Raw genomic sequence first — 20,419 nt, forward strand, 5'->3', positions numbered from 1 at the left:
CTACCCTGCGTGCCCTTTACTCTGGCGATGCAGTCGGGCCGCCAGCGATCCATGCGCGGAACACTCCCGCGCATATCTTCCCGGGGGACAGCCTATGACCCGCTTGAAGGCGACGCTAAAAGCACTTTCGGATTCGTATCCCAGCGCGTAGGCGATAGCGGAGACAGGCTGATGGCCGTGTGCAAGCCGATCCGCAGCAAGCTGCATACGCCAGTGCGTCAGATATTCCATCGGTGTTTCACCCACGATATTTTTGAAGCGGGCTGCAAAGTTGGAGCGGGACATGCCAACATGTTTTGCCAGTATCGATAGGTTCCAGCGCCGACCCGGGTCAGTATGCAGTGCGACCAGTGCCGCGCCGATATGTCGGTCGGCCATGGCGAATAACCAACCGGTGCCCGCCGCAGAACGATCCGCCAGAAACAAACGCAAAGCCTGAATCAATAAGGTCTGCGCAAGGTGGTCGGCCAGCAGATCACTGCCAGGCTGCGGTTCACGCAGCTCCTGCATCAGTCGTTCTATCGACTGCCGCAGAGCGACACGATCTGACTCTTCACGGACCATGATCACTGGCGGCAAAAGGCCAAGCAGAATATCCGCTTGTGGATCCACGAACTCGAAATAACCCCCGACCCCGCTGCAGTCGCCACCGCCATTGAGGGTAACCACAGCTCCCATCTGGGTGCCGGAAATCAGATCCATGACGTCCTGTGCAGGTGCCTCTGCATCACTGCCGAATCGAAATGCACAATCGCGTGGCAACAGTACACAGTCGCCAGCCGTCAGCGCCAGCGGTAGATCTACACCGTCCACCCATAACCAACAACGCCCGGTAGTCAGGGCATAGCACTTGATGCCCGGGCCAGACGGAAAGTCCAATGCCCACCTACCGGCAACGTCAAGACCTCGAGAGGCGTAGCTTTGCGGTCGGAGCAGAGACAACATATCCGAAAGAGGGTCCATGGATTACCTTGAGGTATTGAGCCCGGTTGATAAAGTTAAAGTTTGCAGCGCAACACCTTGTATGCCATGCCAGATCAGTCGCGGAAATAATCACAGTTCTCAAGGTCATCGAGCAGAGACGGCCCACGCGGCTGCCAGCCCATCTGCTCGCGCGTCCAGAGGCTAGAGCTGGGGTTGTCCAGCGCAATAAACGCGCCCAGCCAACCATAGTGTTTCAGTGCTTCTGCATGCGTGATGGAGCGGACCGGCAAGCTTAATCGCTGACCAATCACGCCAGCAATATCGCGCATCATAATACCCTCCTCAGCGACACCATGATATCGGGCCCCGGCGCGGCCTTTTTCCAGCGCCAGCCGAAACAATTTTGCCGCGTCGTTACGGTGTACAGCCGGCCAGCGATTACACCCATCGTCCACAAACGCCATTTCCTTTTTTTTACGCGCCGTCAGAATTATCTGCCGCACCAGACCGTTATCGCCCATACCATGCACAGAGGGCGACAGCCGCACCATGGATGTGCGCACGCCGCGCATCGCCCAAGCTTCAAGAACCGACTCGGTGATTGCGCGACCATAACCCGGTGAAGCTGGATCGGGCTTATCTGCCTCCTGTGCAGGCGAGTCTCGCATGACACCAGTAGCGGCCATACCCAAAGTACCAAACGTAGCCACCAACGGACGTTCTGAGCCTTGCAAGGCAGCGCTCATCGCATCTATGGCGCGATGATCGGCGTCAGTCACCACTTTCAGAAAACGTCCCACAATGCCACCCGGCGCGCCACCCGCCAATATATACAGGCGGTTCCGCCAGGAAGCATTGGATAAGCCATGTATAAAAGCCAGGTGGATCACGCCATCGCTGCGTGCCGCTGCGGTACTCAGACTCTCAAGGTCAGCCAGATGGCCCTGCTGCGGCTCTACTCCCTGCTTTTGCAGCAACGTAGCCGCCTGCCTGGAGCGGGCTAGTCCAATCACATGGTGGCCATTTTCCTGCAACTCCCGCACAACCGCCCTACCAATGAATCCGGTCGCACCGGTCACAAATACGCGCATGCTGAGATTCCTTCGATGCCCCTGGAAATCAGAAAATATACGCAGCCATGTCCGTACTCACCATGTGTCAGACTCCGAAGTTTTTTTGCGATCGTCCAGTTTCATACCGCTCTGGCTACGATGCACAGGCCCCCTTCTACCCGAAAGCCGTTCACCACCTTCATATAAATTCAGAGATGATGACGCAACTCGGGCCACAGATGCAGCAGTCGGTCGGTAATGAATTGCTCCTGGGAAACGGAAAAGTCCAGAAACTTCTGTGCCGTAGATGACAAATGTTTACCCTTGGGATACACCAGAAACCATTGGCGCAAGATAGGAAAGTCCTCTGCCTCCAGCACCTCGATGGGGCCACCAGTTCCCTCCAGCGCCAGGGAGTGGATGGAAAGAATGGATACCCCGAGGCCACTGGCCACCGCATGCTTGATCGCCTCGTTACTGCTCAGCTCCATGACAATATGGGGCCGCAGATTTTTTTCCGCGAACAATCTCAGGTAGGCATGGCGCGTCCCCGAGCCCGGCTCGCGAATCAGGAAAGGCGCCTCGGCAATGGCTTCCAGCGACACGGGTTTGTCCAGGCGGGTCAATGGGTGTCCACGCGGGACCATGACCGTAAGCGGATTCAAGGCAAAAGGAACTGACTCCACATCGACTTCGTCATCGGGTACCTGCCCCATCACATACAGATCATCCTCGCCGTTTTGAATGCGTTGGATAATCTCATCCCGATTACTGACTTTCATACTGAATTCAATGCCCGGAAATTGCACACCAAAAGCCGCCAACAACTCGGGAGCAATATATTTGGCCGTCGTCACCACCCCCAGACGCAATTTTCCCCGGCGGATACCCTTGCGGTCAGCGATTTGCGCCTCGAGGTCTTCAAAAGTGCGGAACAAATCCCGACAGGCCGCATACAAGTCCTCTCCAGCCCCCGTCGGCCGGATGGTCTTCCCCATTTTTTCGAACAAAGGCAGACCAATGGTCTCCCCCAATTTCTTCATTTGCAGCGAGATGGTGGGCTGCGCCAGGAAAAGCTCGTCGGCGGCTTCCGTAAAACTCCCGGTACGTATGATGGCCGCAAATATCTGCAACTGGCGAAAGGTCACATGGCGTGAAAGAGAATGCAGGGTTTGCGTCATGGTTTCTCTGGATATGTGGCGGCTGAGTCGAGTGGAGAGGGCATCAGAGCAATCTACCGGTATCCATGCATTGTTGCCAAGGGTGTGACTGGATATTTTCCCGATATACTCCACCGGGTTGCCGCTTCCATCCACAGAGTAGCGCACAGAATTTGTGGATAGATTCCTCCAACGCCGGAAACCATCTAATATGCATTAACAGGCGCAAGACGGACCGATTAAAAAGCCGTCTGACACTCTTGTTGATGCACCTCATCAAGTGGGCATGGCAACCAGAAAAACGAGGCAATAGCTGGAGAAGTACCATTCGGATTCAGCGCCGCGAGATAAACGATTTGTTAGCCCAATCTGGCAGCTTGAAGCCTTATCTCCTGGAAATATCCGCTACCACCTGGAGCAATGCCTGCGAAGATGCAGCAGACGAGACAGGGCTTCCGCTACAGGCTTTCTCCTTGGAGTGTCCGTGGGACATGGATGTCCAGGTTTTAGGCAAAGACTGGCTACCAGAATGAACAGCTACATTGTTAGCTCCTTTCCTGGTCAATGCTGGCAATAATTCGGTAATTTCCAATCCTGTATCGATTGAGTGCGCCCGTCGCCTTTGCAAGGGCATCCCAACGCTTCTCAATGTCGTCAGACAACCCCCGGACTTCCGTCCGGGGGTTGTCTTTGGCACCCTGCGCTATGCCCGCTGGGATCTGGCGCAGGTCGATCTGGTGGAGCCGCACACGGGCACCGTCCTCTGCCCAATCCACCCGCTGGATAAAACCGTCCATGCCGACAGGGCGCGCCGCACCCTGAGCCCGGCACCGGAGCTCAGGCTGATGCAAAGTCCCTTCAGAAAACGGGTACGACGTTCCGGATTTGATCCACTTTGTTCAGGGAGCGGGGCGCGTGGAACCCTGAAAAAAGGAAACAGCGTTCCAAGCCTTGCAAATTTCTTAGACTTATTCTATAATTGTTCTAGGTATATTACAGAACTGCAATACACCACTTTCGGATTTCACCCGCACCAGGAGATAGAGTAATGAAACTGACTAGCATGGAAGGTAAACGTGTTCCCCAGGCCACTTTTCGTACCCGCGTAGATAACCAGTGGCGGGATGTTACCAGTGACCAGATTTTCAAGAACAAAACCGTCATTGTGTTTTCTTTGCCGGGAGCTTATACCCCGACCTGTTCCTCCAGCCACCTGCCCCGTTATAACGAATTGGCTCCCACTTTCCACGAAAATGGCGTGGATGATATCCTTTGTTTTTCGGTCAATGATGCCTTTGTGATGGATGCCTGGGCCAAGGAACTGGGTGTCGAAAACATTCACTTGGTGCCTGATGGTAACGGGGAGTTTACCCAGGGCATGGGGATGCTGGTTGACAAAAGTGATCTGGGTTTTGGCAAGCGTTCGTGGCGCTATTCCATGCTGGTTAAAGACGGGGTCATTGAAAAAATGTTCATCGAACCTGACAAGCCCGGCGACCCCTTTGAAGTTTCCGACGCGGATACCATGCTCCGCTATATCAATCCCGAAGCTCGGGATCCGGAGTTCATCACGGTATTCACCCGCGAGGGTTGTCCCCACTGCGCCCGGGCCAAGGCGCTGCTGAAAGCGCAGAACCTGGATTTTGAAGAAATCCATACGGGTATGGGGACCGGAATCAGTTCCCGCAGTATTCGTGCAGTCAGTGGTCGCTCGACGGTTCCCCAGGTATTTATAGGTGGACGCCATATCGGCGGGGCTGATGATCTGGAAAAATATCTCGGCAAATAACTCCGGGGTAACCAGCGTCGTATTCTCCGGATACGACGCTTCAGACGCGTATATAATCCGCCCGGCAAGACAATACTTGCCTGCACAAAAGGATGACAGTTGATGGACCACCAACAACCATATGATTTGATTGTGATCGGCGGCGGCAGTGGCGGTATCGCCACCGCCAACCGCGCTGCCCAGTACGGGGCCAGAACCGCCCTGATCGCCGCAGGCCCGCTGGGAGGCACCTGCGTCAATGTCGGCTGTGTCCCCAAAAAAATCTTCTGGAATGCCGCGCATCTGGCAGAACAGATGCGTATGGCCGAAGAATACGGCTTTACTGCCGTCACGCCTGATTTTCATTGGGAACAACTCAAAGCGCGAAGGGATGCCTATCTTCATCGCCTGAATGGCCGCTATGCCCAGGGTCTGGATGGCAATGGCGTCACCCTACTGCGGGGTCATGCCCGTCTGCGCGCTGCGCATCAGGTAGAAGTCGAAGGTCAGGTCCTGCAGGCGCCTCATATTGTCATCGCTACCGGTGGTCAGCCACTTTGGCCGAATATTCCCGGTGCTGAACTGGGCATCACTTCGGATGGTTTTTTTGCGCTGGAGCAAAAGCCACGCTGCGTGGCCATTGTCGGGGCAGGTTATATTGCGGTGGAATTAGCCGGTGTTCTCCATGCTCTGGGCAGTGATGTCTCCCTGGTCATGCGCCGCCATCATTTTCTGAATGACTTCGAGCCCATGCTTCGCGAACACCTCATGGACGCCATGCTGCACCAGGGAATCAACCTCCTTGCCCAGCGCCAGGTCCGCGCGCTGGAGCAACAGGAAGATGGTTTATGCCTGCATTTTCAGGATGGAGACTGCTTAGGCGGTCTGGACACGGTCATTTGGGCCATTGGCAGACAACCCAACAGCAGCGATCTGGGGCTTGAGAGTGTCGATATCCAGCAGGATGCCCAGGGGTTTATTCCTGTTGACGCCTTTCAAAACACTACCAGCTCCGGCATTTATGCCCTGGGTGATGTGACCAGAGCCCCCGCCCTGACCCCCGTAGCCATCGCTGCCGGACGCCGACTGGCGGATCGTTTGTTTAACCAGCAAGCCGACCGTCATCTGGATAGCTCCCTGGTGCCGACGGTGATTTTCAGTCACCCACCCATAGCTACTGTAGGAATGAGTGAGACCGCCGCCCGGGAACAATACGGGGACGAATCCGTCAAGGTTTACCAGACCCGCTTCACCCCCATGCTGCGCGCATTTTCCGAAGAACCGGAAAAAACCACCATGAAACTGGTAACGGTCGGCCGGGAGGAAAAAATTGTCGGCCTGCATGCCATTGGCGATGGCGTCGATGAAATGTTGCAGGGATTTGCCGTAGCTCTGCGCATGGGCGCCTGCAAGCGGGATTTTGATGACACCATTGCCATCCATCCTACCAGCGCTGAGGAGCTGGTCACCTTGCGCTGATCGCTCACCCGAGCAGGCCGCGCAAGCAACCTGACTGTACTGTTAAGCAGTCTGTTACTTGCGTCGGCTGTGCAGGTGTTTGAGGGCTTCCGGCCCGACGGAAAGTCCGCAATCACACTGGGGGCAATCGGCCAGAAGGGGAACCGTACTGGCCAGTATCGACCGCACCCTTTCCATACCCTCATGCATTACCGCATCAATGGCTTCCATGGTGATGGGCTCACTGGACTTACCTGCCGCCGGATTTACTACCAGGGACAAGGGCGCATAACACAGACCGATTTCTCGCGCCAAAACCGCTTCGGGAGCACCAGTCATACCGACAATATCCCCGCCATCTCTTTCGATACGGCGAATTTCGGCGATGGTTTCCAGACGGGGGCCCTGGGTTGCCGCGTAGGTAGCCCCATCCAGCGCTGCCACTCCCGACACTTTTGCCCCTTGCAGCAGGCGTTCGCGAATACGTCCGCAGTAGGGCTCCGAAAAATCAATGTGAACCACCATGCTTTCGCCGCCTTCAAAGAAGGTGCCGGGCCGCCCACTGGTATAATCAATCAACTGGTCCGGCACGCAAATGACGCCGGATTGCATGGCCTCACTGATGCCACCCACCGCCGCCACCGCAATGACATGGGTCACGCCCACATGGTGCAAGGCCCAGATGTTGGCGCGATAGTTCACCCGATGCGGAGGAATGGTGTGCCCATACCCATGGCGGGCCAGAAAAACCACTTCCTGCCCCCCCAGGTTCCCAAAAGTCAGGGGTCCGGAAGCTTCTCCGAAGGGGGTGCGCACAACCCGACGATTACGAATCTGCAGATTATTGAGTCGGGTTAAACCACTGCCACCAATAATGCCAACCACACCCATCAGTGATCCTCCGGGAGCACAAAAATGCCCGGCGCATTACGTCCCAGCCCCCGGGCATCCAAACCATAGCCAAATACAAAGCGATCGGGAACATCCAGGCCCACATAGTCTACCTGCAGATCTACAGCACGAGGGCGTATCTTGCGGACCATCACTGCCGTGTGCACCGCGGCGGCCCCTTCAGCCATGCAAAAATCCTGAATGGATTTGAGGGTAATCCCCTCATCAAGAATATCATCCACCAGCAACACAATGGCACCCGCGAGGGGTTCCTTGGGCCGGGTGCGCCACTGTAATTCGCCACCACTGGTTTCTGAACCATAGCGACTGACCTGCACACAATCCAGGGTCATGGGAAAATGCAAATGAGGCATGAGTTGCCCTACCACCACAATCGCACCAGTCAGCACACAGAGCAGCACTATCGGACGATGCGGCGTCAGATGTTCAAGGTCTTTATTAATGGCAACGGCCATCCTCTGGATGGCCGCTTCCACCTCTTCCGCACTGAACAGGTGCTCAGCGGGTCCCAAATGGGTCGGTGTCATCTTGGCATCAATAGGTAAAGGTGACCACGTCGTCGTCCATGGCCTGTTCGATTACATAAGCGCCACCGACTACGTCAGATACTTCAGGAATCAGATCTTCCTTGGTGCAGTCCCACAGTTCGAGGGTGGGGGTACAAACAAAGAACTTCACGCCAGCTTCATGGGCGTCCTTGATGAAATCATAGACGCTCTTGGGGCTGCCGGGCATCACAAACATTTTTTCAGCCACGCCCTTTTTGGCCAGTTCGCCAGCACGGGCGGTCAGCACCACTTCCACATCAAAATCCATGGCCGCAGCCACCGTCGCCTGGAAGAAAGGTGCACCCAGCTCCTGGGGATTGGAAGGATCGGTATTTACCATAACCATCAACAATTTATCAGCCATCTGTATCTCCTTAAAAATTCGGCCTGCACATCATAGCCGTCCCCACCCGCTACCGCACCATGAAATGATTGATTACACCATAAAAAGAGCCGCATTCCAGCCGCTGCTGCTCAGGCGTCCTCTTCCTCTTCCAGCAGAATTTCGCGCCGGGCACGCGTGCTGCGCGTGAGAATATCCCTTTCCTCCGCCAATGCCCGCTTGGCTACCTGAATAGCCTCCAGCAGATCCTCGCGCTTGGACTCCATCAAATCGCCGCCGGCATCCATCAGTCTGGCGGTTTTTTCCTGTATTTCGTCAATCAGCACACCAATACGTTCTTCTGCCAATGATTCAAGGTTGTAAAAGCGCTCTTTACCCTTGTCCATGGCCCTGCGTATCTCCTGACGGGTTTCCGCACCACTGGCCGGTGCCAACAGCAAGGCACCCACTGCGCCTACCAGAATGCCCACTACAAAACCTTCCGCGTTTCTCATGGCTTGCTCCTCGCCGTTTCCGGCTTTACCGTTTTCGTGAAAAATAGCGCCAGCCAGTGCGCAACGCCCGGTACCACATACCGAGTTCCTGCACTGGTTGAACCAGGGTTTCGGTGGTTTCCATGATTTCCCGACTGAGATATTTCATTGTGGAATCCACCCTGCTCATTTGTGCCCGACCCACCTGGGTCATTTTCTTGATGTCTGCCAGTGCTGACTTGAGCTCAAAAATGAGGGGACCGACATCCTGTTCGGCACGGGCCAGCAACCTTTCCAGGCGCAGAAAGGTGCGGATAAATACGCCCGCAGTCACCGCGATGATCAGCAAAATAATGATCATGACGATGGCAATAACGGTAATGCCTGCGTCAATACCCATTTTTCCTCCCTGCATATTGAAAATCACTGACGAGCTGCCGGCCACCATAAATACCAGCTCAGCCTGCATATAGAACTATTATAGGCAGTAACCGCCCACCGGGTAAAATACGCCCATCTTACCCGGCACCTCCATGGAAGTGCTGCCACAAGAGCAGCAATGCCAAAAACACGCCGACAGTACTGAGTACAAACACGGCTGCCGCCCCACAATCTTTGGCACGGGCCACCAAGGGGTGAAATTCCGGGCTGACCAGATCAGCCAGGGACTCCACCGCAGTATTCAGCAACTCTGCAGCCAGCAGCATGCCATGAGCAGTAAGGCCAGTCCCCACCACCACAGGGAAGCATGGACCCATATCAAAAACAGCACGGCGCCCAACAGAGCCCATAATTCCGCACGAAAACTGGCTTCCTCCCGGGCGGCCATACCGAGCCCGCGCAGGGCATAACGGGCACGTCGCCAGATGGGCTGGTTTTTATTCACCAGCCACCCTGCTCGCGCAGGGACAAGGGCTCCCCATCGCCCACAATAAAATGATCCAGCAAGCGCAGCTCCAGCAATTGCATGGCACTTTCCAGCCTCCGGGTCAACGCCAGATCCGCTGAGCTGGGCTCCGCCACTCCGGAGGGGTGGTTATGAGCGACGATCAAAGCGGCCGCGTTCAGTTCCAATGCCCGCTTCAGGATTTCCCGGATATGCACCGTCGCACCATCAATAGTCCCCGAAAACATTTCTTCCAGCTTTAGAACCCTGTGCCGGTTATCCAGAAAAATCACAGCGAATATTTCCCGGCAGCGATCACGCAAACTGGCCGACAAATACTGGCGCACCCGTTGCGGCGAATCCAGACAAGTACCCCGTTGCCATTCTTCCGCCAGATGTCGACGTCCCATCTCCAATACCGCCTGCAGTAAAGCATATTTTGCATCACCCATGCCATGATGCGCGCAGAACTGGGCGCGGGTTGCGGTCAACAAAGCACGTAACCCGCCAAAATTCTGCAGCAATTCCCGGGATACATCGACCGCGCTTTTGCCCACCACCCCGACTCGCAAAAAAATCGCCAACAACTCGGCATCCGACAAACTCTGGGCACCTTTCTGCAGCAACCTCTCCCGGGGACGCTCGTCCACCGGCCAATCAGTAATAGCCATTTGCTCCCCCCTTCCCTTACACTGGGATTATCATGAGAAGCCTATTCAACACGACTGAACCCCTGGCTGGCAAACGAATTCTGCTGGGAATTTGTGGCAGCATCGCCGCGTATAAAAGCCCGGAAATCGTCCGCGAACTGACCCGGCTGGGCGTGGAGGTAAGGGTGGTGATGACCCGCAGTGCGGGCCAGTTTGTCACCCCCATCACCTTACAAGCCCTGAGTGGTCAAGCGGTGCGTCAGGATTTGTTTGCCGCCGAAGAAGAAGCGGCGATGGATCACATTCGTCTGGCGCGCTGGCCGGACGCCGTTGTCGTCGCCCCGGTGTCCGCTCACAGTCTGGCCCGTTTTGCCCTGGGCCTCGCCGATGATCTGCTCAGCACCCTGTTGCTGGTTACCCGCGCACCGATTTTTCTGGCACCGGCCATGAATGCCAGCATGTGGGCACATCCTGCAACCCAGGCGCATGCGCGGCAGCTCTGCGAATATGGGGTGCAGCTTCTCGGGCCGGAAGCCGGAGCACTGGCCTGCGGTGAAGAAGGTACAGGGCGGATGCTGGAACCGGAACAGATCGTTGCACAACTCCGTCTGGCGCTGGCGCCAAAAATTCTCGCCGGGAAACAGGTGCTCATTACCGCAGGGCCGACCTGGGAAAGCCTGGATCCCGCCCGGGGTCTGAGTAATCGCGCCAGCGGCAAGCAAGGCTTTGCCCTGGCCCGGGCCTGTGCCGAAGCGGGTGCCCGGGTGCAGCTCATCAGCGGCCCCAGCCAAGAAGCAACCCCTCCGGGCGTATTACGGGAAAATGTCACTTCTGCACAGGAAATGCTCGAAGCCACACTGCGGGCTTTGGCAATTCCCACAGATTTATTCATTGCTAATGCAGCCGTCGCCGACCATCGCCCGGCACTGCAAAGCACAGAAAAACTCCCCAAAACGGCCATAGCGGAACAGCTGACGTTAACTGTGAATCCAGATATAGTCTCAAGCGTGCATCAACATGTCCGACGCCCGCGTCTCATCGTCGCGTTTGCGGCAGAAACCCGGGATCATCTGGACTCGGCGCGCAACAAGGCGGCGCGCAAGGGCGCGGACATCATGGTCATCAACGACATCAGCCAGAGCAACACGGGAATGGGTGCTGAGAGCAATGCCTGTAGCATTCTTGAGGGGTCAGATCTGACCGAAATCCCGACCTGCAGCAAAATCGACCTGGCCAGACACCTGATCCGCCATATCGCAGAAAATCACTTCGCTTCAAAGGTTACCGAACAACATGGAACAGTTACGAATTCGCATTCTTGACCCGCGCATCGGCGCGCTTTGGCCACTTCCGCACTATGCCAGTGAAGACGCTGCCGGCATGGATTTACGGGCCAGTCTGGAAACCCCCTTACATCTGTTACCGAACACCGTGGAACTCGTATCCGCAGGTTTTGCCATGCATATCGCGGATCCCGGAGTCACCGCATTGCTACTCCCACGTTCGGGACTCGGTCATCGCGGACTGGTGTTAGGTAATCTTACCGGTGTCATTGATGCGGATTATCAGGGACCGGTCAAAATGTCCCTATGGAATCGCGGGCGGGAAGCAATCATCATCGAGCCCGGAGAGCGGGTGGCACAGATGGTACTGGTCCCCGTTATCCGGCCGAAAATTCTGGTGGTTGAAAGCTTTGCTGCCACCGAAAGAGGTAGTGCCGGCTTCGGCAGTACCGGACAGCAGTAAGCGGTCAGATTATTTTTTGGGCATATAAATGGTGCAGTAACCGCGCGGACTGATTTTACCGGCGACCACTTTGCAGGCTCCATCTTCATTGGGCTTGGCCCCGGGAATGAAGAACTTGCAATTGCTGCACATTTCCTTGCCGTTGGGGTGTGTTACATATTGTACCGATGCCTGTGTAGCCTTGCTGGTCGCAGCCTCGGCCACGTTAGCCAGAACCGCAGGCGCCACGGCTGCGGCAATAACAACCTTCCCACTAGATTTGAACCATTCACGACGGGTCAACTTCTGCATACATCACTCCTTTTGGTTGCATATCGCCAGAAAAGCGATACCTCACCAATATAGTACAAAGTGCTGTTGAATGTGTAGCAGAATAAGACGGATCGTTAAACAAAATCGGCCAGGACTGTTGTCACTGGCCAGATGGGGTGCTTAGCGCAAAGCTAAAGCATCAGGAAGCGTCAGCGACTGCCTGCCGATCCACCAGCTCCACAATCGCCAGGGGAGCATTGTCACCGGCGCGGAAACCATATTTGACAATACGCAGATAGCCACCGGGGCGGGCTGCATAATGAGGTCCCAGATCGTCAAAAAGCTTGACCACCGCCTGGCGGTCGCGCAAGCGCGAGAAAGCCAAACGCCGTTTGGCAACCGTGGCTTCTTTCGCGAGCGTAATCATGGGCTCCGCAAAACGCCGCAGTTCCTTGGCTTTGGGGAGCGTGGTCACAATACGCTCATGGTGAAACAAGGACACCATCATGTTGGCAAACATGGCCTGACGATGGCTGCTATTTCTGTTTAATTGTTTACCACTTTTGCGATGACGCATAACCCATTCCTTCTACCAAATTCTGAACATTAGCCGTTAACATCAACGTCTGCATTGCGCCCGGCAACCGGCGGCAGGTTTTCCGGAGGCCAGTTCTCGATACGCATACCCAGACTGAGACCATGGGCAACCAGCACTTCCTTGATTTCGGTGAGTGATTTTTTGCCGAGATTGGGCGCTTTCAGCAGTTCCTGCTCGGATTTTTGGACCAAATCACCAATATAAAAAATATCCTCTGCTTTCAGGCAATTGGCAGAACGAACCGTCAACTCCAGATCATCTACCGGGCGTACCAGCAAGGGCATCTGATCCTGCCCCCCCTGTGCCTGGGAAGCTTCGGGAGCTTGCTGGTTTTCAGCACCAGCCAGCACCCCCAACTGACTACGGAGGATACGTGAAGCTTCCTGAATCGCCCACACCGGATCAACCACTCCATTGGTCTCCACATCCAGGATCAGCCGGTCAAGATCAGTACGCTGTTCCACACGCGCATTTTCAACCTGATAGCTAACCTTCAAAACCGGGCTGAAGCTGGCATCCAGAGCCATGACCCCAATCCGTTTTTCGTGATTCTGGCGGCGGCTGGCAGCGGCATCATAGCCTCGCCCGTCGTCAATACGCAGATGCATGACCAATTCGACATCACGGGTCAGGGTGGCGATCACCTGATCAGGATTAGCAACTTCAATCCCGTGCTCGGAAACAATATCAGCGCCAGTCATCACCCCGGGTCCACGCTTGTGCAACTTTACTTGCACATCACCGTGCCCCTGGGAACGCACTGCCAGCATTTTGAGGTTGAGCAGAATATCCACGACGTCTTCCTGCACCCCTTCGATGCTGGAATATTCATGCAGAACGCCTTCAATCTCTACCTCAGTAACGGCAGCTCCCTTGAGAGAGGAAAGCAGAATGCGTCGCAAAGCACTGCCCAGAGTGTGGCCAAAGCCACGTTCCAGAGGCCCCAAAGACAGGCGCGCCCGACGTGCGGAAATTTCTTCAACTTCTACGCCCTGGGGGCGTAACAGATCACCAACATCAGTCATAAGCTTTCCTCAACCCCCGGTCTTACTTAGAGTACAACTCCACGACGACCTGTTCGTTCAAATCCGGTGCGATATCTTCACGTGCCGGTACGGCCTTGATCGTGGCACTGAGCGACGCCGCATCCATGCTCACCCATTCCGGGAAACCACGACCGCCCGCCGCCTCAACCGCCGAAACAATGCGCACATGCTGACGAGCAGATTCTGCCACACTCACCACATCTCCGGCCCGCACTTGATAAGAAGGAATATCCACACGGCGGCCATTCACCAGCACATGACCATGGCGAACCACTTGCCGAGCTTCGGCACGGGAAGAGCCAAAACCCAGACGATAAGCCACATTATCCAGACGCAGTTCCAACAAGCGCAGCAAGGTCTCACCGGTCACACCGCGCTTCTGACTGGCTTGTTCAAAGTAACGCCGGAATTGACCTTCGAGAACGCCATAAATCCGGCGAATCTTCTGCTTTTCACGCAGCTGACCACCGTATTCGCTGACTCTTCCCCGGCGCTGACCATGCTGACCCGGCGCATAGGCACGAATACTCACAGGGCATTTATCCGAAAAGCATTTTTCGCCTTTCAGAAAGAGCTTGCCACCTTCACGGCGGCATAAACGACAACTGGGACCCGTATATTTAGCCACTAACAACCTCCACCTAAAATTTAAACACGCCGCTTTTTAGGCGGACGGCAGCCGTTATGGGGAATCGGCGTGACGTCGCGAATACTCGCAATGCGAAAGCCGATAGAATGCAAAGCCCGAACCGTACTTTCCCGACCCGGTCCAGGGCCACGCACTTCTACATCCAGATTCTTGACACCATATTCCTGCGCCTTTTTTCCGGCATTTTCCGCTGCCACCTGAGCGGCAAAGGGGGTGCTTTTGCGCGACCCACGGAAACCCGAACCACCTGAACTTGCCCAGGTCAGGACGTTACCCTGACGGTCACTGATGGTGATGATCGTATTGTTAAAGGACGCATAAATATGCGCGACCCCGTCGAGTACGTTCTTTTTAACTTTCTTCCGCACGCGGGAGTTTGTCTGTGTTTTCGCCATTACCGGAATCTTCCTAGTTAACGAGTGATCGACTTGGCAGGACCTTTACGGGTCCGTGCATTCGTCTTGGTGCGTTGTCCGTGAACCGGAAGTCCACGACGGTGCCGAATACCACGATAGCAGCCGAGATCCATCAAACGTTTGATGTTCATGGTGACCTCACGGCGAAGATCACCCTCAACCAGAAACTTGGCTACCTCGGTACGAATGCGTTCCAGCTCCGGTTCGCTGATGTCCTTGACGCGCATGTCAAAAGCAATCTCCGCCGCCGTCAAAATACGTTGCGAACGGTTCCTGCCAATCCCATAGATATACGTCAAGGCAATTTCAATTTGCTTGTTGTTTGGAATATTTACACCAGCAATGCGGGCCATCCGCAATTCCTCCAAAAGACCAAGTGGGACAAGCCCACAGACTGATAAATTTAGCCGCCTTAACCTTGACGCTGCTTGTGACGGGGCTCCACACAAATAACCCGTACCACACCGTTACGGCGGACAATCTTGCAATTACGACAAAGTTTTTTTACTGACGCCCTTACTTTCATCACATTCCCCTATTTGGCACGATATATAATGCGACCCTTGGTTAAATCATAGGGCGTCATTTCTACGGTCACCTTATCTCCAGGGAGAATGCGGATATAATGCATCCGCATTTTCCCAGATATATGGGCATTGACGACATAGCCATTTTCGAGACGCACCTTGAAGGTGGCACTTGGCAAGTTTTCAATGACCTCACCCTGCATTTCCAGAGTATCTTCTTTCGACATCTAATCTGTTTCCCTCACCGCTTTCACGATTCTGGCAAAAACCTCGTCCGTCTCACCATGACCATCGATGCGATGGTAGGCAGGACGATCGTGATAATAAGCGACCAAGGGCGCGGTTTCCGCTTGATAAACGGCCAACCGTTTCCTGATGACTTCCGGCTGATCATCTTCACGCTGAACCAAATCAGCACCACATACATCACACACAGCACTTACCTGTGAAGGATGATATCGCACATGATAAATGGCGCCGCAGCCGGAACAAACTCGTCTTCCAGACAGTCGCTCCACTATTTCTTCATCATCCAGCGCGATATGCAGCACCGCCGCAATCTGACTTTCGCCGCGCTCCAGTAACGCATCCAGGGCATTGGCCTGGTACACGGTACGCGGAAAGCCATCAAATATCACACCAGCAAGCGCATCTTCCGAGGTCAAACGTTCGGCAACAATACCCATGATAATGTCGTCACTGACCAAGGCCCCGGAATCCATCACTGCTGCTGCCCGGCGACCAATCTCACTGCCAGACTGAACAGAGGCGCGGAGCATATCACCGGTGGAGACATGAGGCAAGTGCAATTCCTGAGAAAGACGCTGTGCCTGCGTTCCTTTACCGGCTCCCGGGGCTCCCAGAAAAATAATGTGTCTGGCCAAGCTCAACGTCCGCCGAGGGGATTCTTGCGAATCAACCCTTCATATTGATGGGTAAGGAGATGACTCTGAATCTGACCCATGAGATCCATCATCACTACTACCACGATCAGGAGGCTGGTACCGCCCAGATAGAAAGGCACGTTGTACTCAACAATCAGGAACTCTGGCAACAGACACACCAAGGTTAGATAAATCGCACCCCAGAGAGTCAGACGGGTCAGAATCTTGTCCATATACCGGGCCGTATGTTCACCAGGACGAATACCCGGCACAAAAGCCCCCGATTTTTTGAGGTTATCGGCCGTATCCCGGGGATTGAAGACCATTGCCGTATAGAAAAACGCAAAAAACACAATTGCCGTTGTAAAGACAACCACATACAGCGCTGACCCGGGACTCAGCGCCTGGCCGAAACGGGCCAGCCATTCCATGCCAGGAACGTTGGCGAACCAACCCGAAAGAGTGGCGGGTAACAGCAGAATACTGGTAGCGAAAATAGGGGGAATCACACCACTCATATTCACCTTGAGGGGCATATGGGTACTTTGCCCGCCATAAATCTTACGCCCGACCTGGCGCTTGGCATACTGGATGGGGACCCGCCTTTGTGCGCTTTCCATGAATACCACGAATCCCGTTACCAGCAGTGCCAGCACAAAGAGAGCCACTACAAACAGCGGCTGAAACTGACCGGTCTGCATCAATTCAAAAGTGGTACCAATCGCATCGGGCAAGCCAGCCACAATCCCGGCAAAAATGATCAGAGAGATGCCGTTGCCAATACCACGCTCGGTAATCTGTTCCCCAATCCACATCAGGAATACGGTTCCACAAGCCAGAGAAATCGTGGTGGTAAACAAAAACAAAGGACCCGGATCAATGACTACGGGCACATGGCCGGCGTGCATCTTTTCAATGGCCACGGCAATACCAAGACCTTGCATCAGGGCCAGACCCACAGTGGCATAACGCGTATATTCGGTAATTTTACGGCGACCGGATTCCCCTTCTTTTTTCAGTTCTTCGAGCTTGGGGAAGACCGAACCCGCCAACTGAAAAATGATGGAGGCACTGATGTAAGGCATGATTCCCAGGGCAAAAACCGTCAGGCGAGATAAGGCTCCGCCGGAAAACATGTTGAACATGCCCAGGATGGTGCCTCTTTGCGCATTAAAAAAAGAAGACATCGCCGCAGGATCGATGCCCGGAACGGGAATGTGAGCGCCAATACGGAATACCAGCAAAGCACCCAGCAAAAAAAGAATGCGGTTACGTAATTCATTGATCTTACCAGCACCCTGAGCGGCACCTGCAATATTACGTAACCCGGCCATTATTCTTCGACCTTTCCACCAGCATTTTCGATAGCGGCCTTGGCACCTGCGCTCACTCGCAAGCCCCGCACCGTAATAGCCTGAGTCAATTCGCCGGTCATGATGACTTTGACCACATCCGGGTTACCGCGCACAATGCGCCGCAGCAGCAGTCCTTCCATATCCACCAGACCATCAATAGCGGCATTTTCGAGCTGAGTCAGGGTCACCTCACAACTACGCGCACCCAGGGTGTTGCGAAAACCTCTTTTCGGAATCCGCCGCTGCAAGGGCATCTGACCACCCTCAAAACCCACCTTATGATAACCACCAGAACGGGCATGCTGACCCTTATGACCGCGTCCGGCAGTTTTGCCGAGGCCACTGCCAATACCACGACCAACACGACGACGATCTTTTTTTGCACCTTCTGCAGGCGCAATTGTATTTAATTTCATGACAACTCTTCCCAGCGCAAAAGGTAAGGCACTTTATTGACCATGCCACGGATTTCCGGGGTATCCGGACGTTCAACGGTATGGTTGGTACGACGCAGGCCCAAACCGCTAATGACTCGACGATGTTTTTCGGTCACACCAATTAAACTTTTCACCAGCGTGATGCGTAACTGTTTACTCATCATGACCCCCCTCACCACGAATTTCCTTGAGACTCTTGCCGCGCTTCATGGCAATTGCCTGCGGGCTGGAAAGCTTGTTGAATGCATCGAAAGTTGCACGCACGACGTTAATAGGATTGTTGGATCCCAAAGATTTGGCCACCACATTCCGTAAACCAACCGCTTCGCACACCGCACGCATGGCTCCACCGGCAATAACACCACTTCCCTCAGGAGCAGGTCGCAGCATGACTCGCGCTGCGCCATGACGTCCTTCCACAGGATATGGAATGGTACCGCCCCGCATCAAGGGAATCTGGGTCATCCACCGACGCGCCTGATCAGTGGCTTTCTGGATACCTGCCGGTACTTCCTTGGCTTTACCACGTCCGAAACCGACTTTACCATCGCCATCACCCACTACCATCAACGCCGCAAAACCGAATTGCCGACCGCCTTTGACCACTTTGGACACACGATTGATATGGATTAACTTCTCCTGCATACCATCGCTGGGTTGATTATCCCGATTTTCCCTTGCCATTTTTCAGATCTCCGTCAGAACGACAACCCGCCCTCACGGGCGGCATCGGCCAGGGCTCGCACCCGACCATGATAACGATAACCGCTTCGGTCAAAGGCCACTTCCTTTACCCCTGCAGCCAATGCTTTGGCCGCTACCCGTTGACCGATGGTCACGGCAGCAGCCACGTCCGCGCCGCGCGGCATGGTAGCGCGTACTTCGCCTTCAACGCTGGACGCCTGGGCAATGACAACCCCTTTGGAGTCATCAATGATTTGCGCATAAATGTGCTTGCCGGAACGAAAGACGCAGAGTCTCGGCTTGGCCTGTGAGGCAATCCGTGCACGGGTTTTCCGGGCACGACGAAGTCTGGATACATTTTTATTCATCATTCACCTGCCTCAACCATTATTTCTTCTTGGCTTCTTTACGACGGACATTTTCACCGGCATAACGCACCCCTTTACCCTTATAGGGTTCAGGAGGACGATAAGCACGGATGTCTGCAGCAATTTGGCCAATTTTCTGTTTATCGATGCCCTTGATCACGATTTCCGTCTGGGTAGGCGTTTCAATCGTAATATCTTCAGGCACGGGGTAATCCACGGGGTGCGAAAAACCCAGACTCAAACTCAAGGTTCTACCTTTAGCCTGGGCACGATAACCGACGCCGATGATTTCGAGCTTCTGCTCAAAACCCACCGAAACACCATGCACCATGTTATTGAGCAAAGCCCGCATAGTACCCGCAAAAGCATTTTGACCTTCTATCCAATCCAAGGTCGCAACACCTTCTTCAACCTGGAGAGACACACTGGAGTGAAAAGGTACCGACATTTGTCCTTTGGGTCCCTTCACATGCAAACGCTGGTCAGCAATATGCACCTCCACGCCCTTGGGAAGAGTAACGGGTTGTTTCCCTACTCGCGACATACCTTTTCCCCTTTAAGAGACGACGCAGAGTACTTCACCACCAATCCCGGCGCTACGCGCCGCACGATCAGTCATGATACCCTGCGATGTGGAAATGATAGCGATACCAAAGCCATCCCGAACTCTTGGAAGGTCTTCTGCACCGCGATAAATACGCACTCCCGGTCTGCTTACCCGACGGATCTCAGCAATGACGCCAGCACCGGCGTAATATTTGAGAGTCAGATTCAACACAGGATGTCCATCCAGTGTTTCTTCTCGGAAGTCGCTTATGTAGCCTTCTTCCACCAGAACCCGGGCGATCGCCCTTTTCAATTTGGAAGCAGGAATTAATACTTTTGCCTTGTTGACTTGTTGCGCATTACGAATGCGCGTAAGCATATCAGCAATAGGGTCCGTTACGCTCATCGTGTTTCCTCACCAACTCGCTTTAACAATACCGGGAATCGAACCCGCCGAAGCATGCTTACGCAGACACAAACGGCAAAGGCCAAACTTCCGATAGTAACCACGTGAACGTCCGCACAATTTGCAGCGGTGGTACGCACGCACCTTAAACTTTGGGGTCCTTTCGGACTTTGCAATCAATGATTTTTTTGCCACGCGTCAAACTCCCTTCAAGACCGGAAGGGCATCTTGAAAGCTTTTAACAGCCCAAGGCCCTCTTCATCATTCTTGGCGGTGGTAGTGAACACCACGTCCAACCCGCGCAAACGATCAATTTTATCATATTCAATTT

At 54.5% G+C, this 20,419-nt stretch carries 33 protein-coding genes and 1 pseudogene; 6 read left to right on the top strand and 28 right to left on the bottom strand.

From position 1 onward, the window contains the following. The 3 genes from AC2VLR_RS05455 to AC2VLR_RS05465 form a co-directional block, all read right to left on the bottom strand. Positions 1–963: an AraC family transcriptional regulator gene (locus AC2VLR_RS05455; RefSeq protein ID WP_486881213.1), complete on the bottom strand. Its 963-nt coding sequence runs from the start codon at positions 961–963 to the stop codon at positions 1–3. Positions 964–1,037: 74 nt separating this feature from the next. Beyond that, positions 1,038–2,015, bottom strand: a complete 978-nt coding sequence (locus AC2VLR_RS05460) for an SDR family oxidoreductase (protein ID WP_486881214.1) — start codon at positions 2,013–2,015, stop codon at positions 1,038–1,040. Positions 2,016–2,185: 170 nt separating this feature from the next. Further along, positions 2,186–3,157 (bottom strand): LysR family transcriptional regulator, encoded by a 972-nt coding sequence (locus AC2VLR_RS05465; protein ID WP_486881215.1) that lies wholly within the window; start codon positions 3,155–3,157, stop codon positions 2,186–2,188. Between the two features lie 65 nt (positions 3,158–3,222). On the opposite strand from AC2VLR_RS05465, the gene AC2VLR_RS05470 reads away from it, so the two are divergent. The 4 genes from AC2VLR_RS05470 (at position 3,223) to gorA (ending at position 6,383) form a co-directional block, all read left to right on the top strand. Further along, positions 3,223–3,669 carry a DUF29 domain-containing protein gene (locus AC2VLR_RS05470; protein ID WP_486881216.1) on the top strand — a complete coding sequence of 149 codons (447 nt, stop codon included), beginning with the start codon at positions 3,223–3,225 and terminating at the stop codon, positions 3,667–3,669. Between the two features lie 9 nt (positions 3,670–3,678). After that, complete coding sequence (locus AC2VLR_RS05475) at positions 3,679–4,185, top strand: hypothetical protein (RefSeq protein WP_486881233.1); 507 nt, start codon at positions 3,679–3,681, stop codon at positions 4,183–4,185. Beyond that, entirely contained in the window at positions 4,185–4,925 is a 741-nt protein-coding gene (locus AC2VLR_RS05480) for a glutathione peroxidase (RefSeq protein WP_486881217.1), read from the top strand. The genes AC2VLR_RS05475 and AC2VLR_RS05480 overlap by 1 nt, the downstream gene beginning before the upstream one ends. Positions 4,926–5,027: 102 nt before the next feature. Beyond that, positions 5,028–6,383: a glutathione-disulfide reductase gene (gene gorA, locus AC2VLR_RS05485; protein ID WP_486881218.1), complete on the top strand. Its 1,356-nt coding sequence runs from the start codon at positions 5,028–5,030 to the stop codon at positions 6,381–6,383. Between the two features lie 54 nt (positions 6,384–6,437). Here gorA and AC2VLR_RS05490 read toward each other — a convergent pair whose 3' ends face one another. The 7 genes and pseudogenes from AC2VLR_RS05490 to radC all read right to left on the bottom strand — a co-directional run bounded on the left by AC2VLR_RS05490 (position 6,438) and on the right by radC (position 10,195). Continuing rightward, a complete protein-coding gene (locus AC2VLR_RS05490; RefSeq protein WP_486881219.1) occupies positions 6,438–7,253 on the bottom strand; it encodes an S-methyl-5'-thioinosine phosphorylase in 816 nt (271 codons plus the stop codon). Continuing rightward, positions 7,253–7,801 carry a hypoxanthine-guanine phosphoribosyltransferase gene (locus AC2VLR_RS05495; RefSeq protein WP_486881220.1) on the bottom strand — a complete coding sequence of 183 codons (549 nt, stop codon included), beginning with the start codon at positions 7,799–7,801 and terminating at the stop codon, positions 7,253–7,255. The genes AC2VLR_RS05490 and AC2VLR_RS05495 overlap by 1 nt, the downstream gene beginning before the upstream one ends. A gap of 7 nt (positions 7,802–7,808) precedes the next feature. Beyond that, positions 7,809–8,186: a DsrE family protein gene (locus AC2VLR_RS05500; RefSeq protein WP_010641460.1), complete on the bottom strand. Its 378-nt coding sequence runs from the start codon at positions 8,184–8,186 to the stop codon at positions 7,809–7,811. 110 nt (positions 8,187–8,296) lie between these two features. Next, on the bottom strand, positions 8,297–8,659 hold the full coding sequence (locus tag AC2VLR_RS05505; protein ID WP_215842756.1) for a YtxH domain-containing protein: 363 nt from the start codon (positions 8,657–8,659) through the stop codon (positions 8,297–8,299). A 25-nt stretch (positions 8,660–8,684) separates the two neighbouring features. Continuing rightward, positions 8,685–9,038, bottom strand: a complete 354-nt coding sequence (locus AC2VLR_RS05510) for a hypothetical protein (RefSeq protein WP_486881221.1) — start codon at positions 9,036–9,038, stop codon at positions 8,685–8,687. Between the two features lie 118 nt (positions 9,039–9,156). Then, positions 9,157–9,467, bottom strand: a pseudogene (locus AC2VLR_RS05515) (diacylglycerol kinase). A 53-nt stretch (positions 9,468–9,520) separates the two neighbouring features. Beyond that, positions 9,521–10,195, bottom strand: a complete 675-nt coding sequence (gene radC, locus AC2VLR_RS05520) for a RadC family protein (RefSeq protein WP_486881222.1) — start codon at positions 10,193–10,195, stop codon at positions 9,521–9,523. Positions 10,196–10,227: 32 nt separating this feature from the next. On the opposite strand from radC, the gene coaBC reads away from it, so the two are divergent. Beyond that, positions 10,228–11,496, top strand: coding sequence for a bifunctional phosphopantothenoylcysteine decarboxylase/phosphopantothenate--cysteine ligase CoaBC (gene coaBC, locus AC2VLR_RS05525; RefSeq protein WP_486881223.1), 1,269 nt, complete (start codon positions 10,228–10,230; stop codon positions 11,494–11,496). After that, positions 11,468–11,920 carry a dUTP diphosphatase gene (gene dut, locus AC2VLR_RS05530; RefSeq protein WP_486881224.1) on the top strand — a complete coding sequence of 151 codons (453 nt, stop codon included), beginning with the start codon at positions 11,468–11,470 and terminating at the stop codon, positions 11,918–11,920. Before coaBC ends, dut begins: the two co-directional genes overlap by 29 nt. Before the next feature lie 9 nt (positions 11,921–11,929). On the opposite strand, the gene AC2VLR_RS05535 is transcribed toward dut, so the two are convergent. The 18 genes from AC2VLR_RS05535 to AC2VLR_RS05620 form a co-directional block, all read right to left on the bottom strand. Then, positions 11,930–12,211, bottom strand: coding sequence for a high-potential iron-sulfur protein (locus AC2VLR_RS05535; protein ID WP_486881225.1), 282 nt, complete (start codon positions 12,209–12,211; stop codon positions 11,930–11,932). Between the two features lie 160 nt (positions 12,212–12,371). Beyond that, entirely contained in the window at positions 12,372–12,749 is a 378-nt protein-coding gene (rplQ, locus tag AC2VLR_RS05540; RefSeq protein WP_486881226.1) for a 50S ribosomal protein L17, read from the bottom strand. A gap of 29 nt (positions 12,750–12,778) precedes the next feature. Continuing rightward, positions 12,779–13,795, bottom strand: a complete 1,017-nt coding sequence (locus AC2VLR_RS05545) for a DNA-directed RNA polymerase subunit alpha (RefSeq protein WP_486881227.1) — start codon at positions 13,793–13,795, stop codon at positions 12,779–12,781. A gap of 22 nt (positions 13,796–13,817) precedes the next feature. Further along, entirely contained in the window at positions 13,818–14,444 is a 627-nt protein-coding gene (gene rpsD / locus AC2VLR_RS05550) for a 30S ribosomal protein S4 (RefSeq protein WP_215842748.1), read from the bottom strand. 20 nt (positions 14,445–14,464) lie between these two features. Then, complete coding sequence (gene rpsK / locus AC2VLR_RS05555) at positions 14,465–14,860, bottom strand: 30S ribosomal protein S11 (RefSeq protein ID WP_010639656.1); 396 nt, start codon at positions 14,858–14,860, stop codon at positions 14,465–14,467. Between the two features lie 17 nt (positions 14,861–14,877). Further along, complete coding sequence (gene rpsM, locus AC2VLR_RS05560) at positions 14,878–15,234, bottom strand: 30S ribosomal protein S13 (RefSeq protein ID WP_215842747.1); 357 nt, start codon at positions 15,232–15,234, stop codon at positions 14,878–14,880. A 59-nt stretch (positions 15,235–15,293) separates the two neighbouring features. Next, complete coding sequence (gene rpmJ, locus AC2VLR_RS05565; protein ID WP_009568281.1) at positions 15,294–15,407, bottom strand: 50S ribosomal protein L36; 114 nt, start codon at positions 15,405–15,407, stop codon at positions 15,294–15,296. Positions 15,408–15,416: 9 nt separating this feature from the next. Next, positions 15,417–15,635 carry a translation initiation factor IF-1 gene (gene infA / locus AC2VLR_RS05570; protein ID WP_010639668.1) on the bottom strand — a complete coding sequence of 73 codons (219 nt, stop codon included), beginning with the start codon at positions 15,633–15,635 and terminating at the stop codon, positions 15,417–15,419. Beyond that, complete coding sequence (locus tag AC2VLR_RS05575; protein ID WP_486881228.1) at positions 15,636–16,298, bottom strand: adenylate kinase; 663 nt, start codon at positions 16,296–16,298, stop codon at positions 15,636–15,638. Beyond that, positions 16,295–17,626: a preprotein translocase subunit SecY gene (gene secY, locus AC2VLR_RS05580; RefSeq protein ID WP_486881229.1), complete on the bottom strand. Its 1,332-nt coding sequence runs from the start codon at positions 17,624–17,626 to the stop codon at positions 16,295–16,297. The genes AC2VLR_RS05575 and secY overlap by 4 nt, the downstream gene beginning before the upstream one ends. Further along, positions 17,626–18,063: a 50S ribosomal protein L15 gene (gene rplO, locus AC2VLR_RS05585; protein WP_486881230.1), complete on the bottom strand. Its 438-nt coding sequence runs from the start codon at positions 18,061–18,063 to the stop codon at positions 17,626–17,628. The genes secY and rplO overlap by 1 nt, the downstream gene beginning before the upstream one ends. Next, positions 18,060–18,245, bottom strand: a complete 186-nt coding sequence (gene rpmD / locus AC2VLR_RS05590; protein WP_215842793.1) for a 50S ribosomal protein L30 — start codon at positions 18,243–18,245, stop codon at positions 18,060–18,062. Before rpmD ends, rplO begins: the two co-directional genes overlap by 4 nt. Further along, positions 18,238–18,768 carry a 30S ribosomal protein S5 gene (gene rpsE / locus AC2VLR_RS05595; RefSeq protein WP_215842744.1) on the bottom strand — a complete coding sequence of 177 codons (531 nt, stop codon included), beginning with the start codon at positions 18,766–18,768 and terminating at the stop codon, positions 18,238–18,240. Before rpsE ends, rpmD begins: the two co-directional genes overlap by 8 nt. A 14-nt stretch (positions 18,769–18,782) precedes the next feature. Then, a complete protein-coding gene (rplR, locus tag AC2VLR_RS05600) occupies positions 18,783–19,139 on the bottom strand; it encodes a 50S ribosomal protein L18 (RefSeq protein WP_226818564.1) in 357 nt (118 codons plus the stop codon). A 16-nt stretch (positions 19,140–19,155) separates the two neighbouring features. Beyond that, complete coding sequence (rplF, locus tag AC2VLR_RS05605; RefSeq protein WP_486881231.1) at positions 19,156–19,680, bottom strand: 50S ribosomal protein L6; 525 nt, start codon at positions 19,678–19,680, stop codon at positions 19,156–19,158. Between the two features lie 12 nt (positions 19,681–19,692). Next, on the bottom strand, positions 19,693–20,088 hold the full coding sequence (gene rpsH / locus AC2VLR_RS05610) for a 30S ribosomal protein S8 (RefSeq protein WP_215842742.1): 396 nt from the start codon (positions 20,086–20,088) through the stop codon (positions 19,693–19,695). A 9-nt stretch (positions 20,089–20,097) separates the two neighbouring features. Then, positions 20,098–20,283 carry a type Z 30S ribosomal protein S14 gene (locus AC2VLR_RS05615; protein WP_010639684.1) on the bottom strand — a complete coding sequence of 62 codons (186 nt, stop codon included), beginning with the start codon at positions 20,281–20,283 and terminating at the stop codon, positions 20,098–20,100. Between the two features lie 14 nt (positions 20,284–20,297). After that, positions 20,298–20,417 (bottom strand): hypothetical protein, encoded by a 120-nt coding sequence (locus AC2VLR_RS05620; RefSeq protein WP_486881232.1) that lies wholly within the window; start codon positions 20,415–20,417, stop codon positions 20,298–20,300. Positions 20,418–20,419: the final 2 nt, after the last annotated feature.

It is taken from the genome of Acidithiobacillus sp. TH-A117, from assembly GCF_057473465.1.

What these genes read in the sequence shown, in the direction of transcription:
- AC2VLR_RS05465 (WP_486881215.1), bottom strand. Translation starts at nt 3,157, where the DNA reads ATGACGCAAACCCTGCATTCTCTTTCACGCCATGTGACCTTTCGCCAG.
- rpsM (WP_215842747.1), bottom strand. Translation starts at nt 15,234, where the DNA reads ATGGCCCGCATTGCTGGTGTAAATATTCCAAACAACAAGCAAATTGAA.
- rpmJ (WP_009568281.1), bottom strand. Translation starts at nt 15,407, where the DNA reads ATGAAAGTAAGGGCGTCAGTAAAAAAACTTTGTCGTAATTGCAAGATT.
- rpsH (WP_215842742.1), bottom strand. Translation starts at nt 20,088, where the DNA reads ATGAGCGTAACGGACCCTATTGCTGATATGCTTACGCGCATTCGTAAT.
- AC2VLR_RS05545 (WP_486881227.1), bottom strand. Translation starts at nt 13,795, where the DNA reads ATGACTGATGTTGGTGATCTGTTACGCCCCCAGGGCGTAGAAGTTGAA.
- AC2VLR_RS05505 (WP_215842756.1), bottom strand. Translation starts at nt 8,659, where the DNA reads ATGAGAAACGCGGAAGGTTTTGTAGTGGGCATTCTGGTAGGCGCAGTG.
- AC2VLR_RS05510 (WP_486881221.1), bottom strand. Translation starts at nt 9,038, where the DNA reads ATGGGTATTGACGCAGGCATTACCGTTATTGCCATCGTCATGATCATT.
- AC2VLR_RS05480 (WP_486881217.1), top strand. Translation starts at nt 4,185, where the DNA reads ATGAAACTGACTAGCATGGAAGGTAAACGTGTTCCCCAGGCCACTTTT.
- radC (WP_486881222.1), bottom strand. Translation starts at nt 10,195, where the DNA reads ATGGCTATTACTGATTGGCCGGTGGACGAGCGTCCCCGGGAGAGGTTG.
- rplR (WP_226818564.1), bottom strand. Translation starts at nt 19,139, where the DNA reads ATGATGAATAAAAATGTATCCAGACTTCGTCGTGCCCGGAAAACCCGT.
- AC2VLR_RS05495 (WP_486881220.1), bottom strand. Translation starts at nt 7,801, where the DNA reads ATGACACCGACCCATTTGGGACCCGCTGAGCACCTGTTCAGTGCGGAA.
- rplO (WP_486881230.1), bottom strand. Translation starts at nt 18,063, where the DNA reads ATGAAATTAAATACAATTGCGCCTGCAGAAGGTGCAAAAAAAGATCGT.
- AC2VLR_RS05500 (WP_010641460.1), bottom strand. Translation starts at nt 8,186, where the DNA reads ATGGCTGATAAATTGTTGATGGTTATGGTAAATACCGATCCTTCCAAT.
- AC2VLR_RS05535 (WP_486881225.1), bottom strand. Translation starts at nt 12,211, where the DNA reads ATGCAGAAGTTGACCCGTCGTGAATGGTTCAAATCTAGTGGGAAGGTT.
- rplF (WP_486881231.1), bottom strand. Translation starts at nt 19,680, where the DNA reads ATGTCGCGAGTAGGGAAACAACCCGTTACTCTTCCCAAGGGCGTGGAG.
- AC2VLR_RS05460 (WP_486881214.1), bottom strand. Translation starts at nt 2,015, where the DNA reads ATGCGCGTATTTGTGACCGGTGCGACCGGATTCATTGGTAGGGCGGTT.
- rplQ (WP_486881226.1), bottom strand. Translation starts at nt 12,749, where the DNA reads ATGCGTCATCGCAAAAGTGGTAAACAATTAAACAGAAATAGCAGCCAT.
- dut (WP_486881224.1), top strand. Translation starts at nt 11,468, where the DNA reads ATGGAACAGTTACGAATTCGCATTCTTGACCCGCGCATCGGCGCGCTT.
- coaBC (WP_486881223.1), top strand. Translation starts at nt 10,228, where the DNA reads ATGAGAAGCCTATTCAACACGACTGAACCCCTGGCTGGCAAACGAATT.
- rpmD (WP_215842793.1), bottom strand. Translation starts at nt 18,245, where the DNA reads ATGAGTAAACAGTTACGCATCACGCTGGTGAAAAGTTTAATTGGTGTG.
- rpsE (WP_215842744.1), bottom strand. Translation starts at nt 18,768, where the DNA reads ATGGCAAGGGAAAATCGGGATAATCAACCCAGCGATGGTATGCAGGAG.
- infA (WP_010639668.1), bottom strand. Translation starts at nt 15,635, where the DNA reads ATGTCGAAAGAAGATACTCTGGAAATGCAGGGTGAGGTCATTGAAAAC.
- gorA (WP_486881218.1), top strand. Translation starts at nt 5,028, where the DNA reads ATGGACCACCAACAACCATATGATTTGATTGTGATCGGCGGCGGCAGT.
- AC2VLR_RS05470 (WP_486881216.1), top strand. Translation starts at nt 3,223, where the DNA reads ATGCATTGTTGCCAAGGGTGTGACTGGATATTTTCCCGATATACTCCA.
- secY (WP_486881229.1), bottom strand. Translation starts at nt 17,626, where the DNA reads ATGGCCGGGTTACGTAATATTGCAGGTGCCGCTCAGGGTGCTGGTAAG.
- AC2VLR_RS05490 (WP_486881219.1), bottom strand. Translation starts at nt 7,253, where the DNA reads ATGGGTGTGGTTGGCATTATTGGTGGCAGTGGTTTAACCCGACTCAAT.
- AC2VLR_RS05455 (WP_486881213.1), bottom strand. Translation starts at nt 963, where the DNA reads ATGGACCCTCTTTCGGATATGTTGTCTCTGCTCCGACCGCAAAGCTAC.
- rpsK (WP_010639656.1), bottom strand. Translation starts at nt 14,860, where the DNA reads ATGGCGAAAACACAGACAAACTCCCGCGTGCGGAAGAAAGTTAAAAAG.